General features: G+C 43.5%; 22 protein-coding genes and 1 riboswitch. Of the genes, 5 read left to right on the forward strand and 17 right to left on the reverse strand.

Features of this window, described 5'->3' with window-relative positions:
• Nucleotide 1 precedes the first annotated feature (1 nt).
• The 8 genes from K3F53_RS16340 to modA form a co-directional block, all read right to left on the reverse strand.
• A complete protein-coding gene (locus K3F53_RS16340) occupies nt 2–961 on the reverse strand; it encodes a sporulation protein (RefSeq protein ID WP_057897605.1) in 960 nt (319 codons plus the stop codon).
• A gap of 148 nt (nt 962–1109) precedes the next feature.
• Nucleotides 1110–1682 (reverse strand): thermonuclease family protein, encoded by a 573-nt coding sequence (locus K3F53_RS16345; protein WP_057897604.1) that lies wholly within the window; start codon nt 1680–1682, stop codon nt 1110–1112.
• A gap of 146 nt (nt 1683–1828) precedes the next feature.
• Nucleotides 1829–2353, reverse strand: coding sequence for a C40 family peptidase (locus K3F53_RS16350; RefSeq protein WP_057897603.1), 525 nt, complete (start codon nt 2351–2353; stop codon nt 1829–1831).
• Between the two features lies 1 nt (nt 2354).
• Nucleotides 2355–2493: riboswitch (cyclic di-AMP (ydaO/yuaA leader) on the reverse strand.
• Nucleotides 2494–2705: 212 nt separating this feature from the next.
• Nucleotides 2706–2897, reverse strand: a complete 192-nt coding sequence (locus K3F53_RS16355) for a hypothetical protein (protein ID WP_091260879.1) — start codon at nt 2895–2897, stop codon at nt 2706–2708.
• 249 nt (nt 2898–3146) lie between these two features.
• Nucleotides 3147–3776, reverse strand: coding sequence for a YitT family protein (locus K3F53_RS16360; protein ID WP_057897602.1), 630 nt, complete (start codon nt 3774–3776; stop codon nt 3147–3149).
• A 340-nt stretch (nt 3777–4116) separates the two neighbouring features.
• A complete protein-coding gene (locus K3F53_RS16365) occupies nt 4117–4749 on the reverse strand; it encodes an ATP-binding cassette domain-containing protein (protein WP_057897601.1) in 633 nt (210 codons plus the stop codon).
• A gap of 3 nt (nt 4750–4752) precedes the next feature.
• Nucleotides 4753–5448: a molybdate ABC transporter permease subunit gene (modB, locus tag K3F53_RS16370; protein ID WP_057897600.1), complete on the reverse strand. Its 696-nt coding sequence runs from the start codon at nt 5446–5448 to the stop codon at nt 4753–4755.
• A gap of 16 nt (nt 5449–5464) precedes the next feature.
• A complete protein-coding gene (modA, locus tag K3F53_RS16375; protein ID WP_220561069.1) occupies nt 5465–6262 on the reverse strand; it encodes a molybdate ABC transporter substrate-binding protein in 798 nt (265 codons plus the stop codon).
• A gap of 189 nt (nt 6263–6451) precedes the next feature.
• On the opposite strand from modA, the gene K3F53_RS16380 reads away from it, so the two are divergent.
• Nucleotides 6452–7411, forward strand: a complete 960-nt coding sequence (locus tag K3F53_RS16380; RefSeq protein ID WP_057897598.1) for a substrate-binding domain-containing protein — start codon at nt 6452–6454, stop codon at nt 7409–7411.
• A 118-nt stretch (nt 7412–7529) separates the two neighbouring features.
• On the opposite strand, the gene K3F53_RS16385 is transcribed toward K3F53_RS16380, so the two are convergent.
• Nucleotides 7530–8480, reverse strand: coding sequence for an ABC transporter substrate-binding protein (locus K3F53_RS16385; protein ID WP_057897597.1), 951 nt, complete (start codon nt 8478–8480; stop codon nt 7530–7532).
• A gap of 123 nt (nt 8481–8603) precedes the next feature.
• Here K3F53_RS16385 and K3F53_RS16390 point away from each other — a divergent pair, with 123 nt between their 5' ends.
• Nucleotides 8604–9611, forward strand: coding sequence for a FecCD family ABC transporter permease (locus K3F53_RS16390; RefSeq protein ID WP_236781952.1), 1008 nt, complete (start codon nt 8604–8606; stop codon nt 9609–9611).
• The gene (locus tag K3F53_RS16395; protein WP_057897595.1) at nt 9608–10642 is read left to right on the forward strand and encodes a FecCD family ABC transporter permease; all 1035 of its coding nucleotides are present in this window, start codon (nt 9608–9610) and stop codon (nt 10640–10642) included. Before K3F53_RS16390 ends, K3F53_RS16395 begins: the two co-directional genes overlap by 4 nt.
• Before the next feature lie 305 nt (nt 10643–10947).
• On the opposite strand, the gene K3F53_RS16400 is transcribed toward K3F53_RS16395, so the two are convergent.
• The 8 genes from K3F53_RS16400 to sbnA all read right to left on the reverse strand — a co-directional run bounded on the left by K3F53_RS16400 (nt 10948) and on the right by sbnA (nt 20430).
• Nucleotides 10948–12042, reverse strand: a complete 1095-nt coding sequence (locus K3F53_RS16400) for an RNA-guided endonuclease InsQ/TnpB family protein (RefSeq protein WP_220559128.1) — start codon at nt 12040–12042, stop codon at nt 10948–10950.
• On the reverse strand, nt 12042–12458 hold the full coding sequence (tnpA, locus tag K3F53_RS16405; RefSeq protein ID WP_082705853.1) for an IS200/IS605 family transposase: 417 nt from the start codon (nt 12456–12458) through the stop codon (nt 12042–12044). Before tnpA ends, K3F53_RS16400 begins: the two co-directional genes overlap by 1 nt.
• 184 nt (nt 12459–12642) lie before the next feature.
• Entirely contained in the window at nt 12643–14499 is a 1857-nt protein-coding gene (locus tag K3F53_RS16410; RefSeq protein WP_057897593.1) for an IucA/IucC family protein, read from the reverse strand.
• Nucleotides 14496–16325 carry an IucA/IucC family protein gene (locus K3F53_RS16415; protein WP_057897592.1) on the reverse strand — a complete coding sequence of 610 codons (1830 nt, stop codon included), beginning with the start codon at nt 16323–16325 and terminating at the stop codon, nt 14496–14498. Before K3F53_RS16415 ends, K3F53_RS16410 begins: the two co-directional genes overlap by 4 nt.
• A gap of 39 nt (nt 16326–16364) precedes the next feature.
• On the reverse strand, nt 16365–17132 hold the full coding sequence (locus K3F53_RS16420) for a ParB N-terminal domain-containing protein (protein ID WP_057897591.1): 768 nt from the start codon (nt 17130–17132) through the stop codon (nt 16365–16367).
• Entirely contained in the window at nt 17125–18336 is a 1212-nt protein-coding gene (locus tag K3F53_RS16425; RefSeq protein WP_057897590.1) for a type III PLP-dependent enzyme, read from the reverse strand. The genes K3F53_RS16420 and K3F53_RS16425 overlap by 8 nt, the downstream gene beginning before the upstream one ends.
• A 27-nt stretch (nt 18337–18363) precedes the next feature.
• Nucleotides 18364–19377, reverse strand: a complete 1014-nt coding sequence (sbnB, locus tag K3F53_RS16430; RefSeq protein WP_057897589.1) for a 2,3-diaminopropionate biosynthesis protein SbnB — start codon at nt 19375–19377, stop codon at nt 18364–18366.
• Nucleotides 19378–19428: 51 nt separating this feature from the next.
• The gene (gene sbnA, locus K3F53_RS16435) at nt 19429–20430 is read right to left on the reverse strand and encodes a 2,3-diaminopropionate biosynthesis protein SbnA (protein ID WP_057897588.1); all 1002 of its coding nucleotides are present in this window, start codon (nt 20428–20430) and stop codon (nt 19429–19431) included.
• 240 nt (nt 20431–20670) lie between these two features.
• Between sbnA and K3F53_RS16440 the strand changes: the two genes are divergently transcribed.
• Together K3F53_RS16440 and K3F53_RS16445 are read left to right on the forward strand one after the other, a co-directional pair.
• The gene (locus tag K3F53_RS16440) at nt 20671–21891 is read left to right on the forward strand and encodes an MFS transporter (RefSeq protein ID WP_057897587.1); all 1221 of its coding nucleotides are present in this window, start codon (nt 20671–20673) and stop codon (nt 21889–21891) included.
• Between the two features lie 35 nt (nt 21892–21926).
• Nucleotides 21927–23735: an IucA/IucC family protein gene (locus K3F53_RS16445; RefSeq protein ID WP_057897586.1), complete on the forward strand. Its 1809-nt coding sequence runs from the start codon at nt 21927–21929 to the stop codon at nt 23733–23735.
• Nucleotide 23736: the final 1 nt, after the last annotated feature.

The following is a 23736-nucleotide window of genomic DNA, read 5'->3' on the forward strand; positions in this document are numbered from 1 at the left end:
ATTATTCGTCTCCACCGTCAAACATATCACCGAAGAAGTCACCGAAACCGCCTCCGTCGTCCCCGCCGTCAAACGCGCTTTCGATTGCGTCTCCCCCTCCTACACCGTCCATCACTTCATCCATAATCTCAGACAAAATCATACCGCCAAGCAAACCGGCAGCAAAGCCGCCCATCGCCCCGGCAAAGCCACCATGACGGTGGTGATGATGGTCATGTTCCATCATTGAGCGTTGATGGAGATACGCGTGCGGATTGTCTACCATTTCTTCCATCACACCGCGCAAATAGTCTGCCACACTTGCAGGATCAGCAAGCAGCTCGTTGGAAAGCGCAACTTCGTGTTTGATTTCCACCTCATGTCCAAAGGAAGGCAGATCCAATTCAAGCAACAGGCGGATTTGCTCCTCTTCGATAGCAGCGATAAACTCTACTTCTTTTACCCTGTCCCGCAAAAATGTGGTCGGGAAAAACTCAAACTCCTGTGCGTAGCCGTTGAACTTGCGGGAATCATGTTTTTCGCGAAAGCCTAACTGCTCAAAAGCAGCAATAATGTTTTGGAAGCGCTGCGGCGGATTAACGCGAATGTAGTCGCGGTCCTGATTGTCTACCCCCGCTGCAATATCGAGATTGGTCACAAAATAATATGCTACCGTATGGCTTGAAATCAGCAGATCTTTCGGCAATTCATACCGAAACGGAAACACCTTTCTTTCTTCCGCCCCAATATTAAAATTGCAGGCAAACGGAATGGTAGCGATAGCCTGCCTGTATTCGTTTTGCTTCGTGCGAATGGCCATCATAAACTGAACGTCGATTTTTTTTATGTATTGTTCGACGGCACCACCCTGAATCACAAGCTCTCCTTCGACTGTATCGCCAAGTATAAACTCGCTATTGCGAAGTACCAGATCTACTCTGGCCGACCCGAATCCCAGCTTCGCCATCATCTTTTTGAACATCTCAACGACTCCCTTCCTTACCGAATGATTCTAACTATCCTGAGATTTTATGCAAAAAATACCTGGCTATAATTGTTATCCGTTATACAGCATAACCTTATTCTTCTATCCGTGTATGCTATACGTGGCAACATTATAAAAGTTTCAGCTATTTTTCCACTTTGCGATCCGGAAATGCTTCCTTAATGTTCTTCCATACGCCGCGCTCCGCTTCCCGCGCTTCCGTTTGCCATTCGCGGATCTGGTCGACGTATTTTACATTCGGCGGAAACGTCGCCAGGCGCGCCAGACCACTTCTAACAAGCGTACCATTGAAAAATTCCCCTTTACCGTCTTTCACATCAAGATATACATAACGCAGCCACCGTCCGTACCGATCCGTGGACTGGACATCTTTTTCAAGCCAAACTTCCTTGCCTTCTAGACGCCTCGTCGTATATTGCTTTGCTTCTTCTCCGAGATATCCTTTCGGCCGGTTTGGTGCTTTCGATTCCGGCGTATCAACAAGAATCAACCGTATCTTCCGTTCTTTTCCCTTCACATTTACCACAAATGTGTCCCCATCCACGACTCTAACCACTTTTGCCTTCTGCAGTTGCTGCTCGTTAACATTTACGACTGCCTTTGTTTCTTGAAAACTGTCCTGGGAACCTGTGCTACAGGCAGCAAGTATCCATACGCAAATAAACCATATGATAGACAAGCTCGCCTTTCTTCCCATGTCTCATCCACTCCACTTCATTTTTGTTCTAGATATGTTTTCCAGATAGAAAAAACTCGCGGACAAATGCTTCGCAAGTTTTTCCTAATCATCAAGATAAAAACCAGCCTATCGACATAGACTGGTTTTTATCTTAGTCATATTTTCTATTTTACAACACGACGGGCAGTTACATAATACTTTTTATACCAAGAACTGTTCAAACTGCTGATCGTAACATTATATTTCGTGTTGGCCATATGCAGAATTTTTCCACTCCCGATATATATACCAACATGAGTAATATCCCATTTGTTTTTCTTAGTGCTAAAAAATACTAAATCTCCTTTTTTTAGCTGGTTTTTTGGAACGTATGAGCCAAGCTTTACCTGTTTGTCATCATCCAGCGTATTTATGTTAATTCCGTTCTTTTTGAATATATAATAAATAAAACCGGAACAATCCATATATTTTCCAGGCACATAGGCATGTCTGTACTTTGCTTTGCCAATCAGGCCTTTGCCAGTATTGATAATATTGTCAATCACACGACTTTCGTTACTGATATTCAAAGTACTTCCGTATTTTGCAGAAATATCTGCAGCTTCTGCCTGCATGGGTGCAGCCATTCCCCCAAGCAAAATTCCTGCTGTTAATAGACTTGCTGTTACTGCTTTGAAATTTTTTTTCATGATTCCCTCTCTTATCTGCCGACGAGGTTAGCTGACGGGTTCGGTCGAAAGACGCCCGACCGCGCATGCGCGGTTTCACCCCAAATCATTGGTTCCCCCGTTCCAACGTGTATCAAAATTGGATTAGGCATATGTTTTGTTTCATGTATACCATAACGTACATAGAATACGATTTCATTATAATAAATGTGGATATGAAGCCTCTTTTTGTAATTAATTTCATATACTTACATCATATATAGACGGTCAGATAAGCCTTTCAATAGGCGAACTCAAACCAATAAAAAAACAAATAGACGGCCCGATTCTGAGCCGTCTGTTCGCTTTCTTTATTTGATTTTATGTTGAGTGACTACAGAAGGAGAGTCTGTAATGGTGTTTCTAACTGCCTATCCAGTATAATTGCAATAATAAGAATAACAAAAAAAATACTGGCTAATTTCATGTAGTTTTTCGGATCTCTGTTTCGCATAACGGAAACAATTGCTAACGTCCCAAATAAAATGAGTCCCGCAAACCCTATAAGTTCCATTAACGCCCACATAAAAATGAAGCCTCCTTTATATGTTCAACCACTTCATCCTGAGAAGCTCCGCATATTCATTAAGATAAGAGTAACATAAGTTCCTGAAAAGACAAAAAGAAAGAAGCATCAAGTATATCATGGCAAAAACAAAAGAAGGTTATCCAGTCTAAAACAGTAGGAACAACCCTATTGTGTATATCTTACTGCTAAATGTCAGCCATACGAAAAACCCCTGCACAGGGGTTTTTCGCTAACCAAATTATCCATTCAAATCATCTGCTCAGACAATTGCTGCTCTCCCTCTTTTTCTTCCCCAAAATGCACAGTCCAGGTAATCACTTTTCCGGCAACAATAACCGCCAGAATCGTATAAAAAAGTTTATCTAAAGGCAAAAAGAATGAAGATAAACCTAATACGATTAAGTCTAAAATGAGAAACACGGTTCCTATCGATATACCGGTACCTTTACTGATAAAAAGACAGAGCAAATCCTCTCCACCCGTTGTTCCGCCATAGCGCAGGACAAGTCCGGCACCATAACCGGTGATAATCCCCGAAAGAACGGAAGCCAGCACCATCATATGGCTAAAATCAAAAATCAACGGTGAATACAATTCGCACAACTCATAAAATAAGGAAAAAGCAAACGTGCCTAAAGCCGTCTTTAAGATAAACTGCGGACTTTTTTTGAAAAGAATCAGGATGAAAAACGGGAGATCAAATAGAAGTATTGTGATTGCAGGTGAAAAGTCAAATACGTACTTAAGCAGAAGAGAAAGACCGACAAAACCACCTTCTAATAAATTGTTTTGGAAATTAATGTGGTAATAGCCAAAAGCCAAAATAAACGTTCCTAACAAAATCATCAAAACCGAGCGAATACTTTGTTTCCTCATATAAGAAGCCTCTTTCCGTAGTAGTGTAATAACAACTAACTACGGCAGAGGTTCTATACGATTGTTTTGTTCGCATAATCTCCCATCCGTAGTTAGTTGTTTTGACCTATGTTCATAACAACCTGACTACGGCGCTAAATATATGAGAGATCAAACCGCTTCCATATCTGCCTGGCAGGCAACATGGTTTCGAACCCTTTCTTTATAAATTTATTTTGATAATTTGATTATATCATATTTATACAAATCATGGCTAATAAAAATAACCAGGTTCTGTTACCAAGATACAAATCATAAAAAGTGTTAAAAAGAGCTGTACCATCTATTCGGTACAGCTTTTTTATCGTATTTTCCCTTGCTTAAGGAATAACACCCGATTTCCAAGCTTCTTCGCCTCTTCTTCATCGTGTGTAACAAGCAGCACGGGAATCCTCCACATACGATGTAATTCCAGAAGCTCATTCTGACATTGCAAACGCGTGTCCTTATCCAGCGCGGAAAAAGGTTCATCCAGAAGCAACAACTCTGGCTCTGTCGCCAGCGCCCGTGCCAGCGCTGTCCGTTGTTTTTCTCCACCGGAAATTTGATGAGGATATTTGGGCAAAAGATGTGAAATCTTAAGGACATCCAACAATTTCTCGATTAAAGCGCGCTTCTTATGATCACGTTTATTTCTTACTCCATACAAAATATTTTTCTCCACGGTCATATGCGGAAAAAGGGCATAATCCTGGAACAAATACCCGATCCGTCGCGCTCTTGTAGGTAACGGCTTGGCCTTTCTGTCAAAAAACACCAAACCATTGAGCTGAATCAGCCCGGCATCAGGCTGAACAATTCCAGCGATGCTATTTAAAATCGTGGTTTTTCCAGAGCCGGAAGGACCGAATAAAATAATAATTTCATCTTCAGCTTCAAATTGAACATCCAGAAGAAAGTGCGGTAACTTTTTGCATATCTCAACGCTTAACATCTTTCATTCACCCTCTTTGCTTTCGGCGAAACGGCGCAGATTCCTGCGGCTCCACCAATTGAGCCACATCATCGTACTAAATCCGAGCGCCACAATCACGATCACCCAATACGTAGCTTTCTCTATTTGCCCTGCTTCTACCGCAAAATAGATCGCCAGCGGAATGGTGTCCGTTTTTCCCGGAATATATCCGGCAAGCATGAGCGTCGCTCCAAATTCTCCAAGCCCGCGAGCAAAAGCAAGCACCAATCCTGCCAATATTCCGGGCCATGCCAGAGGAAACGAAACCGTCCAAAACACTCGCCATTCCGATGCCCCCATCGTGCGCGCGGCTTGTTCCAGTTTTTTATCCAAAGATTGAAAAGCGGCGGCAGAAGACTGATACATCAAAGGGAAAGAAACGACCACAGAAGCAATCACCGCCCCGATCCATGTAAACACAATTTGTACATCGAACCATTCCAACAGCCAGCGACCTACCCATCCGTTCTTTCCAAATAAGATAAGAAGCCCGAATCCGACAACGGTGGGCGGCAGGACAAGCGGTAACAGGAATAGTGATTCGATCACACTTTTTCCTGGAAAATTCTTACGAGCAAGCACAAACGCAATCAATACTCCGGTTATAAAGACGATAAGCGTAGATATCCCGGCCACTTTTAAAGACAAAAACAGCGGCCCCATTGTCATGTCAGCCATAAAGTATCAACCTTGTTTATTTAAATCCATATTTTCCTAATATTTCTTTGCCTTTTTTACTCGCCAGATATTTCAAAAATGCCTTAGCCTGGTCAGCATGTTGCGTGTTCGCCGTTACCGCGCCAGGATAGACAATCGGCTTGTGCCATTCCGATTTGGCGATAGCCAGCACTTTCACTTTTTTGGAAATTCTAGCATCGCTTGCATACACCACTCCAACATCTGCATTACCCGATTCTACATACGTAAGCACTTGACGTACATCTTTTCCTAATACAAGCTTGTCCTGTAACTTGTTCCACAATCCAATATTTTCCAATGTTTCTTTTGTATATCTTCCCGCCGGAACACTCTCTGGCTCCCCAACAGCCAGTTGTTTTATGTGTTCAGGTGACAATTTGTCAAATGAATCAATATGTAAAGAACTGTCCTTTGGTGCCACTAACACAAGCTCATTTGCGGCAAAATCGACACGCGTATCTGCTGCAATCAAGTTTTTATCCTGTAATGTATCCATATCTTTTTTGCTGGCGGATAAAAAAGCATCGATCGGGGCTCCCTGTTCAATTTGCTTGGCAAGCCTGCCTGAGCTTCCAAACGTATATGTTACAATAGTATTGGGATTTTCCTTCTCAAAAGCGGCTTTTATTTCCTTTAGGGCATCTGTCAAACTCGCCGCCGCAGAAATAGTAAGTTCAACTTTTTCAGCAGGTGCGGACAACTCTTCGCTCTTGGAAGATGAGCCACTGTTCGTGCACCCTGCTAAAACAAACAATAATAATACTAACAACAACGATAAAACCCGCTTCAATATACGCCTCTCCTTTATTTTATTTTTATATAAATCACGTTTGATCTATCGACATTCTCTCGTGATTGAAGGAGAGAGAAAATAAGTCGAAATATCAAAAGCGATATATCCAATTATATCTAATTATAAATAAATATAAATAGTTATAAATAATAGGGTTGAATTTAAGTTACAAAATTGGATGGTGGAAACATGAGTAATATCTCTTATACAACCGAAGAAATCGCTAATATCCTAAAAGTATCCAAATTAACTGTATACGATCTGATTAAAAAGGGGGAAATTCGGGCCTATCGCGTCGGAAGGCAAATGCGTGTCGATGCTCAAGATCTGGAAACCTATAAAGCAAAGGCAAAAGGCGAAATCTATCCCCCGCCCCATTCGTCCCAACCGACTTCTTCTCTCGTTTCCGAAAAAAATACTGCTTTGCACTCTCCATCGCCTAGTCGCCCGATCATCATTAGCGGTCAGGATTTAAGCCTTGATATACTCGTAAAGCATTTAGAAAAACGTTCTTCCCTGTATCGTCCCTTGCGTTCGTACACAGGTAGCCTGAACGGTCTTATTTCCATGTATAAGGGAGAGGCGGATATTGTCAGCACCCACCTGTGGGACGGAGATACGGGAGAGTATAATATTCCGTACATCAAAAAACTTCTGGTCGGCCACCGCTTTCTCGTAGTAAACCTCGTGTCACGTTGGGCTGGATTTTACGTAAAAAAGGGGAATCCGAAACAAATTCAAACCTGGGAAGATTTAACCAGGCCGACAATAAAAATTGTCAACCGTGAAAAAGGGTCAGGTATTCGCGTGCTGCTTGACGAACAATTGCGGCTCCGTCAAATCATCGGCCAGAACATTAAGGGGTATACAGTGGAAGAATCTAGCCATTTAGGGGTTGCAGGAGCTATCGCCAACGGCGACGCCGACGTGGGAATCGGCAGTGAAAAAGCGGCTTCTATTGTAGGGGTGGACTTCGTTCCGCTAATTAAAGAACGTTATGACCTTGTCATTTTAAAAACTCCAGAAAACGAACCGTTCATCGAAATACTATGTGATACTTTACATTCTCCTTCGTTTAAAAATGACATGAAAGCAATCGGAGGGTATGAGCTATCGGAAACAGGAAAAATCATATACGAAACAATATAAATACACAGTTATGAAATAAAGGAGAGAGAAAAGCAGCGTATCTTTTTTCGGACTGAACTCTTTTCTTCTCTCCTATCCAAAGATATTTCATTAAACACTTAATAGAGCTTGTTTATAACTACTTCGCAAGATTAGCAAACAAATCATCTACCACGCGGTTAGCTGCCTGATAGCCCAGACCACTTAACCATGTCTCATCGGACACCCGGTATACTTTATTTTCTTTTACTGCTTTGAATTGTTTCCATGTAGGATTGGACATAATTTTGCTTGTTAAAAGATTTTCTTCGTCACGTGTAAACCAGAAGATAGCATCCCCCTCCATGTCCGCAACGCGTTCTTCGTTAAGCTTTACGCTGAATTCATTTTTATCCTGTGCGGCAGGGCGCGGAAGACCGGCATCTTGAATAATGCTGCCGCTAAAATTATCTCTTAAATAAACAGTGACATTATCTTTGCGTGGGCGCAAAATAGAGACATGAGTTTTTGTGAGACGATCACCCATCTTTACTTTGAACTCTTCAATACGGTTATTGTAATCATTCAACAATTTTTCTGCCTCTTTCGTTTTACCTAACGCTTCCGCCTGCAACTTAAGATTTTCTTTCCATGTAGCCCCCAATGTCTCAACAAACACAGTTGGAGCAATTTGACTTAGCTTCTCATAAATCGCTTCGTGCGTATCTTTTGAACCTAGAATCAAATCAGGTTGCAAAGCAGCGATCGTCTCCAAGTTCGGCTGATTAATGGTTCCCACCTTTTCGATTCCTTCTACTCCTTTGAGATACGACGGGAACGGATGATCCGCGAACACCGTAGCCGCCCCCACAGGCTTTACTCCCAATGCCAACACATTGTCCAACGCGCCATTATCAAGCGTAACGACCCGTTCTGGTTTCTTCGTCAATTTGGTTTCTCCCATAGCATGCTTAATCACCTGCTCAGAAGAGCCGGAAGATTCAGCTTTTTCTGGAGCTGATGCTGTCTGACCGCCGCATGCCGTCATCAATAGTACAATGGCTATCAGCCAAATACATAAAAAATAATATGAACGCTTTTTCCTTGCCATTTACAGGTTCCTCCCTTAAAATAAGAATTGTCAAATTTATAATTGATATAAATTATCATTTTCAGTTAAAGGGTATACTATTTTGTCTTTTTCTGTCAATCCAAATTTTACATGGAGGGTATTGTGAGCTTGTTTGCCCGTATATTTCCCGGTTTTCGGTTTACCTTTTTTCTTCTTCTGCTGCTTGTTTGCTTTTTCGCAAGCATCGTATACGGAACAAAGCCGATTTCCTATCCGACTATTTATTCGTCCTTTGTTGCCTTCAACAATGACTCCGAAGATCATGTAATTATTCAAGCTGTGCGCTTACCCCGCGCGCTCATCGCTCTGGCGGTCGGCGCCTGTCTGGGCGTAAGCGGAGCGATCATGCAAGCATTAACAAGAAATCCGCTGGCTTCTCCCGAACTGCTAGGCATGAATCACGGCGCAGCGTTGGGAGTGGTGAGCAGCCTTCTTTTTTTTCCTGCTTCTTCAACACTAAACCATATTTGGTTTGCTTTTCTAGGGGCAGGCCTTGCAGCATGCCTGGTCTATATCTTCAGCACCATCGGCAAAAATGGTATGACACCGGTAAAGCTTACACTTGCTGGCGCATCTTTAACCACTCTGCTTGTCTCGATCACACAGGCTCTTTTAATTTTAAGCGAGCGCTCCTTTGACGAGATGCGTTTCTGGCTGGCAGGTTCGGTGTCCGGGCGCAGTATCGAGCTATTTTTAGATATTCTTCCTTTTATGCTTTTCGGGCTTATTATTGCTTTATTTATCGCAAAAAAAATCGAAGTGCTCGTTTTTGGCGAAGAGATCGCTACCGGCCTGGGCCAGAGAACGGCATGGGTTAAAGTCACAGCTATGTTTGCTGTCGTGTTGCTGGCTGGCAGCGCTGTTTCCATCGCGGGCCCGATTAGCTTTATCGGCTTGGCGGTTCCTCACCTAGCGCGTTCGTTGGCAGGGGCGAATTTCCGCTGGATTTTCATCTATTCGGCAGTATTGGGCGCGACATTGCTGCTGCTGGCTGACACCGCCGCGCGATTCGTTATTTATCCGCAGGATCTCCCTGTCGGAATTATGACAGCTATACTCGGAGCACCCTTTTTTATTTATATCGTCCGAAAAAAGGATTGGAAGCTATGAACCGTACGACAAATTTTCATTTTTTAAGAACCGCATTCTTCCCCATAATAAGCAGTCGGTATTTGCTTGTTTTGCTCGTTCTGCTTCTATGCAACCTGGTGGTTGCTTGGATTACGATTGGGATCGGCGAGTTCCGTATCCCGTTTGCGGATGTGATAAAAACGCTGGCAGGATACGGCGAAAAAAAATATGAATTTGTCATCTACACACTGCGCCTGCCCCGTACGCTGGTTGCTTTTCTTGTGGGAATAGGACTTGCTGTTTCTGGAACCATTCTTCAGGCATTAACCCGGAATCCGCTGGCTTCTCCCAGCGTGATCGGACTTAATGCTGGAGCTGGCCTAGGAGCGTCCATTATGATTATCCTCTTTCCTGCTGTGTCTATCTTTTTCGTCCCATTCGCTGCCTTTGCCGGCGCTTTCATTGCCGGAGCGCTTGTCTACCTTCTCGCTTGGAAAAATGGAGACTCACCGCTGCGTCTTGTACTTATCGGGATCGGAATTGCCGCCATCGCCCAAGCATTTATCTTGCTGATCCAGACCCACGGCAAGATTCAATTGGTAACGAAAGCAACCATCTGGCTGGTCGGCAGCGTGTACGCGCGGGGATGGGAACATGTTTGGTCCTTATTCCCTTGGATTTTCCTTCTCTTCTGTGTGACGTTTGGCCTCGCGCGCCACTTGGATATCCTTCAGCTCGGCGACGACATTGCCCGTGGGGTGGGAAGCAGAGTGGAGTGGCAGCGGGGATGGCTATTGCTTATAAGCATTGCTCTTGCAGGGGCATCTGTTGCCGCTGCCGGTGTTATTAGCTTCGTTGGGCTTATGGCGCCCCATATTTCCCGTCGTCTCGTTGGCTCATCACATAGGGTTCTCCTAATTACAGCAGCGTTAGTTGGCGGACTGCTCGTTATGCTATCCGATTTGATCGGCAAAACTCTGTTCGCGCCGATTGAAATTCCTTGCGGGATTGTCACTGCCATCATCGGCGTCCCCTACTTAATATACTTGTTGATTCGGGAGCAAAAATAGCATTCTGCTCTAGATATTGGAAAATGTTCCTCTTCTTCCTAGGCTTTCGTTCATTTTCTACAAAGAAGCATGATCTGTCTGCATCGCTTCGACAAAAGCAGCGGCCGCAAAACATCTGGCAACTCAAAGATAGAGATGATTGCGGCCGCTTTCTTGCTTTTGCCTTCAGCGCTACGTAGAAGAAAATCAAAAGGCATATGTTTATCCTACGTGAACCTCTCTCCAATAAATTGGAGAGCTTCTCGCTTCATCGAGCCGACTATTGTCGCACTCTCCACGAAGGCTAGTTCCTAGCCTAGCGTGTCTTACGACACGTTTTGTAGTTGTTGTACTGCCCGTTTGAGAATGTTTTTGGCGGCATTTACATCACGGTCACATTCAAATCCACAAGAAGGGCAATGATGTGTCCGTACAGCCAATGTTTTCTTTACGATTTCATCACAGCTTGAGCATTGTTGACTTGTGTTTCGTGGATCAACCAGAACAACACGCTTACCAGCACTTTCAGCCTTGTAAGTGGTGAACTGTACAAGTTGATTCCACCCTGCGTCTGCAATACTCTTTGCAAGATGATGATTTTTCACCATGTTTGTGATTTTCAAGTCTTCAAAGGCGATCAAATCATAGCGATTGACCAATTGACGCGAAATCTGATGAGCATTATTTCTGCGCTGATTCGCAATGTACTCATGCTTCTTGGCGAGGAGTACCACAGCCTTTTTACGGCGGTTTGACCCTTTCTTTCGCCTTGATACGATACGCTGTAACTTTTTGAGTTGTCGCTCGCTTTTACGCAAATACTTGGGGACATGATAAAAATCACCATCCGATGTGATCGCCAGATGCTGTAAGCCCAAATCTACACCGATCTTTTTCCCTGTTGATTGCGTTTTTGTTTCCATTTCACAGGACAAACAAACATAATATCGTCCATTTTTAGCGATGACTGTGCACGTTTTGATTATACCTTGCACTTGACGATGTAGTTTGATTCGAACGGTTCCAACTTTGGACAGCGTGATGTACTTTCCTTCGAGTGAAAATCCTGATTGCGGATACGTGAAACTGTGATAGCGATTCATCCCTTTGAAGCGAGGAAATCCTGCTTTTTCGCCACGCTTCAACCGTCTGAAAAAGGCTTGATACGCTTTATCCAGACGTTCGACTACGTTTTGTAAGACTTGCGAATGAACATCCTTATACTCTTCACACACCTTTTTCAGCGCAGGTAACTCTTTCTTTTGGGAATAGAACGTCAGGGATACACCACACTTTTTATACGCCGTAATTCGCTGTTCAAGCAAGGCGTTATAGAGCCATCGGCAATACATGAGCGTTTCGTTTATTCTTTCTCGCTGTTCTTTGGTTGGCTCAATACGAAACTTATACGTTCGTAGCATTACGAATCTCCTTTTTTCTGATTTTCGATATAATTGCGAATTACATCTTCTGAGATCGAACCAATGGTTTCGATGTAAAAGCTACTGTTCCAAAGATGACCGCCCCATAATCTTTTTTTCAGTTGTGGAAATTTCAAAAACAGTTTACGGGCAGAAATTCCTTTCAGCATTTTCACAATATACGAGGGGGGGATCTTTGGATGAGCAGAAGCAAAAACGTGAATGTGGTCTTGTTCGCCGACTTCCATCATGACGACTTCAAACTCTTTTTCCTGTGCGATTTCTTGAAAAAGGTCTTTCAAGTAGCCTTCTATCTCGGAAGTGAGTACTTTTCTTCGGTATTTTACAGACCAAACGATGTGATAATTAACATTGTAGACACAGGTTCGAGCATGTTTTATGGTAGATTTTTTCATACATATAGTATAGCACAAAAAGCTGTTTAACATGTATTATATTGAGCGTTTTCAATTACATATAGTCAGTGAAAATAACAAAAAATTTGCCCTTGTAATCCCCGCAAGGGGGATTCGGGCAAAGCGGACTCTCATCTCTCCTCTAAAGAGGCAGAGGATTCCCGTCCGCAATCCTAAATCCTGATTAATCAACATCTTTACGGTACAAAGGGTTCCTGGCCTGCTGAATGCGCAATTCCGTATCAGGAAAGAGCCTTCTCTTAGTTAACTGCTCGACTCCAATCGTTGGGGCAAAAAAATTAAAGAGGGAAAAACGTTCTTTATGCTCCAAAAAACGTCGTTGATATGTTTCAATGATTCCGCGCACAAGCAACCAGAATTTCGTTTCATTGAATGCAAAATACTCCTCCATAAACAAAGCAAGTTCACCTATATTAATGAAGAAAAAGGCATCATGAACAAAATCACGCACAGTCTCCGGATCGTCCGTCTCAATGAAAGAGTTCCGGTTCACTCTGGCATGATATTCAGGGGGATGCAATAAAGCCGGGCACGTTTTTGCATCGACTACATGCGTCCTCGAAAAACGAATACCGTCATGAAAGTCTTTCAGAACCACGCGAGTCGGCATTCCCTGTTTGTGTAAGAGCACCATGTTTTGTGCATGAGACTCAAGAGCAATCCCATGAACATAAAGAAAATGAATAATTGGCAGAATGCTTGTAGTAAGCAATCGCGTTAACCATTGCTCTGCTCCGTATCTGTCTATCCATGAAGAAATGAATGGCCGATTGTCCAGATCAACAGAACACAACGCGTTAAACGGAATCGCTTCTTCATCACTATCCATAAAGTTCTGTAAACTTTCGCGCCAAATACAACTGAGAACCCCGTACGTTTTCTCCTGGAGATAATCCGCGAGCGGCACCGGATCATAGGAGATACCCATTACTTCGCCAAGCAGCACAAGACGCAATTCATCTTGTAAAAAGGGATCATTCTTTACGATATGCTTTAGCCAATCAGAAATAACAGGAGCGTTCTCTACTGTATGCGGAGCAAGAACACGACTTGTCGACGTATTGATAATACTTAATGAAAGTTTAAGATATGCCTTCTGCCGTGAAGTACAATTGGCTAAAGTACGAATGGACTGCTGCGGAATATATTCCTCTTTCGAGCATCCGAGAAGAAGAATATCATTTCGTCGTATATCTTCAAGAAAAACGGACACAATGATGGTTTTCCACTGCCACGGATGAACAGGCAAAAATAAATACTCTCTCGGATCATTGCCGGTTGCCTTTACCTTTTCAGTAAAAGCATAAACTTGTTCCTCCCCAAGCTCATCATCTAAAAAACGCTTATATTGCAGATGCTTGGCGATGGAGAACCGAGCCTTCCCTCTTCGTACAGCTAGCCAAAGAGGGCGAAACGGCTTTTGAAATTCAGGGCCATACATGTAGTTGTCAACATAATTAAATCCAATCCTTGATTTATAACTTGGATGATACGGATGGCCATCCATTATGTTTCCTTCCAGCTCATCATAAGAACGTTCCCGAAGCATAACCTGAGCCTGAGAACGATAGTATTGCGCTAACGTATCCTTTAACAATGTTTGTTCCAGCTCATGAATAAAATTTGCAAGCCTCGTTTCATCGGCGCCGATTTGTCCAGAAACCTCAAGAAGAAACTGGGTAATTGATTCGGCTTCTCTCTCTTCTCCATGCGCCTGACGAAGAATCGGTTGATTGCTCAAGCGTATACGGCCAAAAGTAGAATGTTGCTTTCCACGGCACAAATAAACAGTCGGTTCCCCTGTTTGACTTATCCCTCTCAAATAATAAATCTGCTCTTTTGTATCTTCTACAACCTCGGGCTGGATAATCCCTTCAAAGAATAAGGATTCTACTAACTGGCGAAAAATTCGCCGGCGCACATTTACATATTGCGGTGATGAGAGCGCCTCTTGCACCACAAGCGCCTGCTCTTCCAGCAAAACATCTACATCAAATGTTTCATTCTTTGTCTCGATCATGCTTTCACCTCCTTACGAATTTCTGTTAGCTTTGTTTGAAACATATAAAGAGGATTTTTTACGGCATGTACTCGAACCCCTGTATCGTCAAATAGACGACGTTTCGTCAACTGTTCTACTTCAATCGTTTTCGTAAACAAATCAAACAGGTAAAATCGTTCTCGCAAATGTGAAAAACGCTGTTGATACCCCGCGATGACGTCAGCTACCATCTCCCAAAAATCTTGTTCCGATAAACGATAGTGCTTTTTTAAAAACAAAGCAAACTCAGACAAATTAATGAAAAAGAAGGCATCATGCAGAAAATCTTTAATTTCTGACGGATCCTCTTTCTCGATAAAAGAATTACGATTGATTCGCGGATGGTTTGCAGATGGATACTCGATTTGTGGATAACCAATTGATGTAGACATAACAGCAGGCGAGTAGCGAATGCCATCATGAAAATCTTTGAGCGCAATTCTCTCAGGTATACCCTCCCGCATAATTAAAATCATATTTTGAGCATGTGATTCCATCGCTACACCATGTGCATATAAGAGATGAATAAGAGGTAAAACCGATATCTCAAACATCCGCTTTAGCCACTTACGAAGCCCTGCCTGTTGAATCCAGGAGTCGATGAACGGCCGCTTGTCCGCATTCAAATGGCAGAGAGCGTTGAATGGAATTGCAGTTTCACCTGGCTCCAAGTATTTATATAAACTTTCGCGCCAGATCGCCCCCAGGACGCCATAAACCTTTTGCTCCATGACATCGACAAGCCCTTGATGATGATAAGAAACGCCCATCACTTCTTTGAGCAAAACCAGTCGCAATTCCTCACGCAAATACGAATCACTTTCCATAATCTTCCCTAACCAATCAGAAATCCTCGCGGCATTGATAATCGTATGCTGACCCAGGATACGACTGGTCGAAGTATTCGTAATGCTTAACGGTAGCTTCACATATGACTTGGTACGCGAAGAAGCATTCGCTAATGTACGGATAGACTGTTGCGGGCGATATTCGTCCGTTCCTTCCCCTAAGCAGATCATCCGTTTACTCTGAATTTGCTCGAAAAATTCGTGCATAATTACGTGTCTCCACTGCCATGGGTGAACAGGTACAATCACATAATCTTCCGGCCTTTTTCCATGGCCTTGAATCACTTTCATAAACTTTTCATAATCCGCACCTAATTCCTGCTGGATAAAAGAAGCATAATCCAACGTATGAGAAACAGAAAGCCTCGCTTCCTCTCGCTGGATGGCTACCCATACGAGTGTTAGACGCGGTTTAAACTCCGGTCCAAATTCTGTATGATCCTTCAATGTAAAGCCAATCCTGGATTTATAGCACGGATGATATAGATGCCCATCCATAATATCTCCTTCCAGCTCATCGTAATCTACCACTTGTTCAGCTGGCTGTTCCCGTTTATAGCATTGCGCTATCGTATCCTTAAGCAAGGTTTGATTAATTTCATCTATAAATAAAGAAAGCTTGGCTTCTGACGCATGAATAAACGGAGCAATCTCATATAAAAAAGTAGTCAAAGACTCTGCCTCTTTTTCTTCTCCATGTATGACCCGTTTTACCGGATCAGATGATAAACAAATCCGCTCAAAACTAAATGTACGGGTAGCACGAAAATGATACTCTACTCTATTGTCCTCCCTGTCACGACCGGGCAGTATCAGTACATCTCCCCCTTTCCCTGACCGTTGTTCCGGGTGAATCATCCCTTCATAAATCAGGGATTGTATTAATTGCCGAAAAATTCTTCGTCTTACCATAACAAATGGTTCTGAATCTAAAAAGGAAAGCAGGATATCATTCATTCTTTTCACCTCAAGTGAATATTGCGCCATAATCCTGTCTTATACTTCGCAAAGATAAACGGCTTCCGCATACAATCGCAACGCGCGCGCCCACTGTTCTTTCTTTTGCTCCCACTCCGCTTGATTCAATGAACCAGCCATCAAATAAGAAAGCGGAATATTTAGATTCAATAACCTGCCATTCACGACGACGCGGGTAACTCCCGCCGGCATGACGGCTCCAGAAAGAACAATGCTTTCAATCTCTTGCAGAGTGTAAGCGGGATAACAAAGCCGTACCATTCCCTTTTCTACATGGTACTCATGACCGGATATAATACGTTTGATGCTATAATCTTTTCTATATGCGTTTACAATAAGGTGCCAAATCGCCAGCCTCGTCAATGGACTCGATTCCGCTGCGCCCTCATACACATAATATTTGTTTGTATCTGTCACAACCTGAACAATAGGAGCGCTTTTTACCCGTTCCGTTTGCCAGCGGATAGAAGGATGGTTTTTCAACTGTTCTAGCCATTCTCCCATAGGAATGACGTGATCCCACGACCCAATTTGAATTTCCTCACGCTCTATAATCTGTACGGCGATCCGCTTGCAGCCGAGATTTTGCAACGCATTTGTGCGATGCGCGCCGTCCAAGATCAAGTAGCGCCCATCTGACATTTGCATGGCCAGCGGTGGATGTCGGAGTACGCCATCAGTGGAAATAGCGGCACATGTTTGAGCAAGACGGGTATGTTCATGCTCCTCATGCAGGCAAATTTTCTTTATATCAATTAACCGCAACGATGATAAAATATCATCCACGATCGCTCCTTCCTCCTTCATACAAATAAATATGCTCCGGATGAGGGTGGCTCAGAAAATCATGATGGGAAATGGCCCAACCGTAAGCACCCGTATATTTAAACAAAACGACATCTCCAATTCTCACTTGTTCTATTTTCACATCTTTCGCCATCACATCTTTCGGCGTACATAGCTGACCGACAATTGTAATATCACTTTGCTGTAATCCATACCGCTCAAAAGGATAGTTCCAGATATCAATAGGTATAACTTCAAAAGGATGACTATGCTGCCACGAAACCGGTAGCCGGAAATGATGAGTTCCGCCACGCACGATCGCGTAATTCTTTCCATGATTCTTCTTAATATCAAGCACTTCTGTCGCATAGTAACCGGCAGAAGCGGTCAGATAACGGCCACACTCGAACAATACTGTCATCTCCGGCAAGGAATACTGTTCAAGCACGGGAGAAAGCTCTTCGACAAAATGCTCCCATGCGAATTGCCGGTGCAAATCAGCATAATTTACGCCAATTCCGCCGCCGACGTTCAAATAACGAATAGATTGTCCAAATTGCTTTGCCCACGCAGATACGAGCTGACAATAGTAGGTCACCAGTTGTACATGTTGGGCAGCATCCAAATTGTTCGATAGCGAATGAAAATGAAATCCTTCAACGGTAATATGATCTAATTGCTTTGCTAAAGAAATCGCCTCCGGAACCATTGCTTCATCAATTCCAAATTGGGTGGGGCGCCCCCCCATTGCTAACGTTGCATTCGGTAGAGGGCCGCGCAAATTCACGCGTAATAAAACAGGAATCACCGCTCCGTATTTTTCTGCCAAGTAGTTTACTCTCTTTAGTTCATGCAGACTTTCCACATGAATAAGGCTTACCCGATGCTCAATCGCTCCGGCGATCTCCTCGTCTGTCTTACCCGGGCCTCCAAAAATAATTGGAACATTCTCATCAATGGCACGAACTTTCTTTATTTCACCGAGAGACGCCACTTCAAAACCATGGACAATCGGCGCCAGCGCTTTAAGAATTTCCGCTTCTGAATTCGCCTTAATCGCATAGAAAAGCCGGCACGTTGTGGGTAACGTTTCAACGCATTTTGCAACATGCTCCCGCAAAGCGGAAAGATCATAAATATAGGCGCAAAAAGGGGTATGCTGTTCTTTTTTCCTGGATTTGATGTAATCGATAATATGATTCATCGCGTTCTCCTTATAGCTATGCCTGTTCTATAAATGTAGTTTCGTTCCGACATCGTTAGCTATCGCTTTCCTGTAAATTTCCGCCGCGCTGGCAATGTCCTCAACAGCCATTCCCATAGGATTCAGAATGATAATCTCATCTTCCGCTTCACGTCCCGGCTTTTTCCCAATCAAAACTTCGCCAAGCTCTGCGTGCAACTGTTCACGCGAAAAGCGCCCTTCAAGCACAAGTTGATGAATTACCTTTTTCTCGCGATTCGCTTGATCCCAATCGTCGACCACTACTTTATCCGCGCGCAAGAATACCTCTTTATGCAAATCCATAATCGAAATATTGCTTACAAAGGTGCCTTTATTAAGCCACTCGAACGGAATGTATGGCTCCGCTGCAACCGTCGCGGTCACTAGCACTTCCGCTTGCCGAACAGCGTTTTCTGCCATTTCTGCTACCTGTACCGTCACATGCGGAAACGTTTCCCGCAATTCAGCCGCAAGCCGGTTCGCGGCTTGATCATTTACATCGAAGAGATATACATTCCGAATCGCGGCAAACTGCTCTAACAGAGAAGTAAGTTGCATTCTAGCGATTACACCGCAACCAATGCTCGAAACCTTTGTAAATTCCGGTTTGGCCAAATGCTGAGCTCCGATCACAGTAACAGCCGCCGTGCGCATCCCGCTAATTAAGCTTGCCTCCAATATGGCAATCGGATAATTGCTTTCCGGATCATTGAGAATAATTAAACCGCTTGCCCGTTCGATCCCTCGCCTGCTGGGATTATCATGCTTACTCCCGATCCACTTTAATCCGCTCATAGAAACATCTCCGCCCACATAGGCAGGCATCGCAATAATTCGATCCGCAATGTGGCCGTTTTTTTCATCTGTACGCAAATAAGGTTTAAGAGGCTGAACAAAATCTTTCTGCGCATGCAATTCAAGCGCACGCCTCACCGCGCGTACATAAGGATGGGATGTATTCCCACCCAGTGCTATAATATCTTGCTTGCTTAAATATAAAATAGATTGCTGTTGATTCATGGAAAAATCCCCTTTTTTCAAATTAATTTACTTATAAATACTTATAAAAGATTAGATGGACACCTGCAGCCTTAGAAGCTTTTGTACCCATTCTTCGTTATACACGCTGTCCAAATAACGTTCGCCGCGGTCAGGAAATACGGTAACAACTCTTGTCGAGGGCGACAGCGTAGGCAATAGCTTTCCTAATGCGGCTACAATTGAACCGGATGATCCGCCGGCAAGAATCCCTTCTCGCTCTAAAAGAGCCAGGCAGCCAGTGACAGATTCACGGTCATCTACATGAATGACCTGATCAATTTCATCCGGGGAAAATAGCTCCGGCACGCGACTTGCGCCAATTCCTGGAAGCTCACGCGGCAAAGACGGTGTGCCAAAGATCACCGAACCGACCGCATCTACAGCTACTACTTTGACTTGTGGAAAAGCCTCGCGAACCCTGCGTGAAATTCCAAGTATACTTCCCGTGGTGCTTACTGCGCAGACCAGATAATCAATCGGACCATCTATTTGTTTTACAATCTCACTGCCTGCTCCATGATAATGTGCCTGCCAATTCAAAGGATTCGCATATTGATTGATCCAATACGCGTTCGGTATGGTCTGTACAAGTTCTCTAACCCGCCGAATCCTCGTTTGCAAGTATCCTCCCTGCTCATCAGGTTCTTGAACCATGTCAATGTTTGCGCCCAAATAAGTAAGAATCCGAAGATTTGTTTTTGTTATTTTCGGATCAACGACGCAGGTAAACTTCAAACCGTACCGCTTCGCTGCAATGGCAAGCCCAATGCCCAAATTTCCCGATGTGCTCTCAATAAGATGGGTATGCTGGTTGATGGTGCCATCACATAATCCTTGTTCAATAATATAGCGGGCCGGCCGATCTTTCATGCTTCCCCCTGGATTCATCAGCTCCAGCTTGGCATATAAAGAAACACCTGAATCAGGAAAAAGCGACCTTAATCTTACCAGCGGCGTGTTTCCCACGCAATCCATAATAGAGTCTGCAACACGTATAGATGTACTTACCAATTGAGAAGTATACTTTTGCATTACGAGCATCTCCCCTCCAGGAAAGAGATATGGTTTTAAGAAAAGTGATAATGATAATCTATATCACTTATTGAGTATTATTATTGATAATCATTCTCATGTCAATGATTAGAAAAAATTTTAAATTATTTGTAATGTGCCTTATTTCTGATTGACAATGATTATCAATACTGTTAATATGTACACATTAATTGATAATGATTGTCATTTTCTTTTATGGAGGGGTGTGATGAAAGGTAAATGGATTCTGCCTTATGGAAAACCAATGTTCGAATTCTATGGAGCGGACGTTTTCTGGTTAGTACAGGCTTAACCGGAATTAGTCCATTTATCCCCTTTTTTATGGAATCACTCAGTCATGGTGATACAGAAAATAGGCTGCTTTGGAGCGGTTTGGCTCTCGCTGCCCCTGCCCTATCTTACGCCATCATGACACCCCTGTGGGGCAAAGTAAGCGACAGATGGAGCCGGAAATGGATGGTGGTTCGCGCCCTATCCGGCTTAGCATTAAGCATGTTCTTCATGGGGATTGCACAAACTCCCTTCCAATTCTTTCTGTTTCGTTTGTGTCAAGGAGCCTTCGGTGGAATTTCTGACGCAAGCAGCGCTTTCATCGGCGCTGAAACTCCAAAAAATCGCCAAGGATATACGTTGGGAAAAATGGAAAATGCCTCAGCGCTTGGCCTTCTACTAGGCCCATTTCTCGGAGGCATACTTGTGGAATTTTGGGGCTGTCGTCCATTGCTTTTGCTAATGGGTCTCTTAACGGGTTGCTGTGCAATCATAGCGGCTATCTTCCTTACCGAAACCCGATCCCAGACGAAAGCAGAATCCATACACAATAGTATATGGAAAACTTTTGCTTCCCTCTATCAACACCGTGCCGTGCGAGCATTCATTCTGGCCGGAATTCTAGTAAAAGTGGCTGATTTCGCTACCTTTGCGATTTTTACTCCTTATGTAGAACAAATGATCCAATCATCAGCAACAGCTATCTGGGCGGGAATTCTTCTAGCTATGACTTCATTCGGGGAACTGGTTGGCGCACCATGGTGGGGAAAGAAAAATGATTGTCAACGTATTGAGTATACTTTCATCTGGGCTGCCTTTTTTTGCTCTGTTTGCATGCTTATTCAGACGTACACTTTGAGTTTGCAATGGCTTCTTATTGTCCGCTTTCTGCAAGGCTTTTCTTACAGTGCACTCCTGCAATCTGTCATGTTATATGTGCTGCGAACATCTGATATGGACAATCAGGGCGTACGAATCGGCGCAACCAACAGCCTTCTCATGATCGGCCAAATCACCGGTCCCTTCCTCGGATCGTTCCTGGGTAGCCACATCGGCTTCCCGTTTGTCTTTCTTGTCATGGGAATCGTATTGGCATTCACTTCTATGATTATCTGGTATTCTTCTCTACTTTCAAGCAACCGGAATCTTAATGTCCATCACAAACTCTAAAACGCTTTTAATGATTCAAAGAAAGGAGCATAAGTATGACTGCGATTGCCGGACATGTAAACAAAGAAGAGGAAACGATGATGAAACTGACGGAAAAAGAAATGCTCAAGCGAATTTTGAACGCGTATCTTCGCGAAACAGGCAATCATGATCCAAGGGATCAGCAAGCGGTGCAAACTCTCTCTCTTCCGGTTCACACGGAAACCGCCATGAAAATTTTTTTGCCACACACAAAAAATACAATTCTCGGGACACTTACCTATTGGTCCGCTGGCGGCCATCATGCATATGGAGATACGTTCTTTCAAGAAACAGAGACAGGAAAAAAGACCCTGTCCTTTGAACAAATTGTTCTTTTCATTATGCAAGAAGTCTCTATTTCAGAACCCGATAAGACGTTGCGGCAACAGAAACAGGAAGAATTGATACGTATGATTAAAAACAGCTTAAAAAATATGCGTATATACAGTCAGCAGACAACAACAAGAGAAGGGCTTGCCACGGCCCGCTTCGATTTTCGATACTCGGAACAATCGCTCTACTACGGGCATCCGTTTCATCCTACACCCAAAAGTTCAGAAGGCTTTACAGCAGAAGACTTGCGGAAATACGCGCCTGAAATGGGCGCCGCTTTTCCCCTGCACTATTTTGCCCTTTCTCCCGAACTCATTATAGAAGGATGGGTCAATAAGCAAGAAGAAGAAACAGACCCTTTTATTCCAGAAGCAATCGCAACGCAAGCCCGTCAACAGCTAAACACCGAATATGAATCGTATGTATTGCTTCCATGCCATCCATGGCAAGCTATGTATCTTCTCACGCAGCCGCTGGTTAAAAAATTAATAGAAGAAAAACAACTGATCGATCTTGGTCCATTAGGTAAGAACGTATATCCTACTTCCTCCGTTCGTACGGTCTGGTCGCCAGAGCATCAATGCTTCTACAAGCTATCTCTACATATACGCGTGACAAATTTTATTAGAGAAAATACCCGCGAACAATTATACCGGACACTGGATGCGGCCAAGGTCGTGCATTGTGTGAAAGACCGTTATAATTCTGAGAATTTCACCATCTTATTGGAAAACGGATTTCGGACGGTATCAATTCCGTATGCAACCCATGCGGAAAACGAGCAAATTATGGCAAGCTTCTCCGCTATTCTGCGCGAAGCACCCGCAGAGTGCCAGGAAGAAAATACACCTTATGTCATTGCTTCTTTATTCGAGGTACCTCCTAAAGAAAAAGAACCGGCCTTATTCTATGCGATTCGTAGACAGAATGAGAAGCGCGAGTTACCTAACTTGTTTGAATGGCTAAAACAATATTTATCTATTTCTTTGCAGCCGATTTTACAGCTATTCGCTGAAACAGGGATCAGCCTTGAGGCGCACGTGCAAAATTCCATGCTTCGGCTAAAAGATGGTTTTCCATCCAAATTTTACGTTCGTGATTTAGAAGGGATTAGCGTAGACCGCGAACAAGCGAAAAAGCAAAATTGGGTTGATACGATTATTTCTGCTGCTAGTCCCGTTTTATATAGCAACGAACAAGCATGGTTCCGTCTAAAGTATTACTTTTTCGTTAATCATCTGGGGCACCTTGTTCATACGCTCGCCCGCTATAGTCATCAAGATGAGTATTTATTCTGGCAAACGGTGCGGGAATTCTTACAGTCGATGAAAATAACCACTGCTTCACCGCAGCTACAATCATTAATTGATGATCTGCTGCACAGCGACACTCTTCCGGCAAAGGCTAATTTATTCAGCTGCTTTCAAAAACGGGGTGAAAATCCGTTGTATATGGACATTCCAAATCCTATATTTACATGCGCGCTATAGC

Source organism: Aneurinibacillus thermoaerophilus (assembly GCF_019603355.1).
Taxonomy (GTDB): domain Bacteria; phylum Bacillota; class Bacilli; order Aneurinibacillales; family Aneurinibacillaceae; genus Aneurinibacillus; species Aneurinibacillus thermoaerophilus.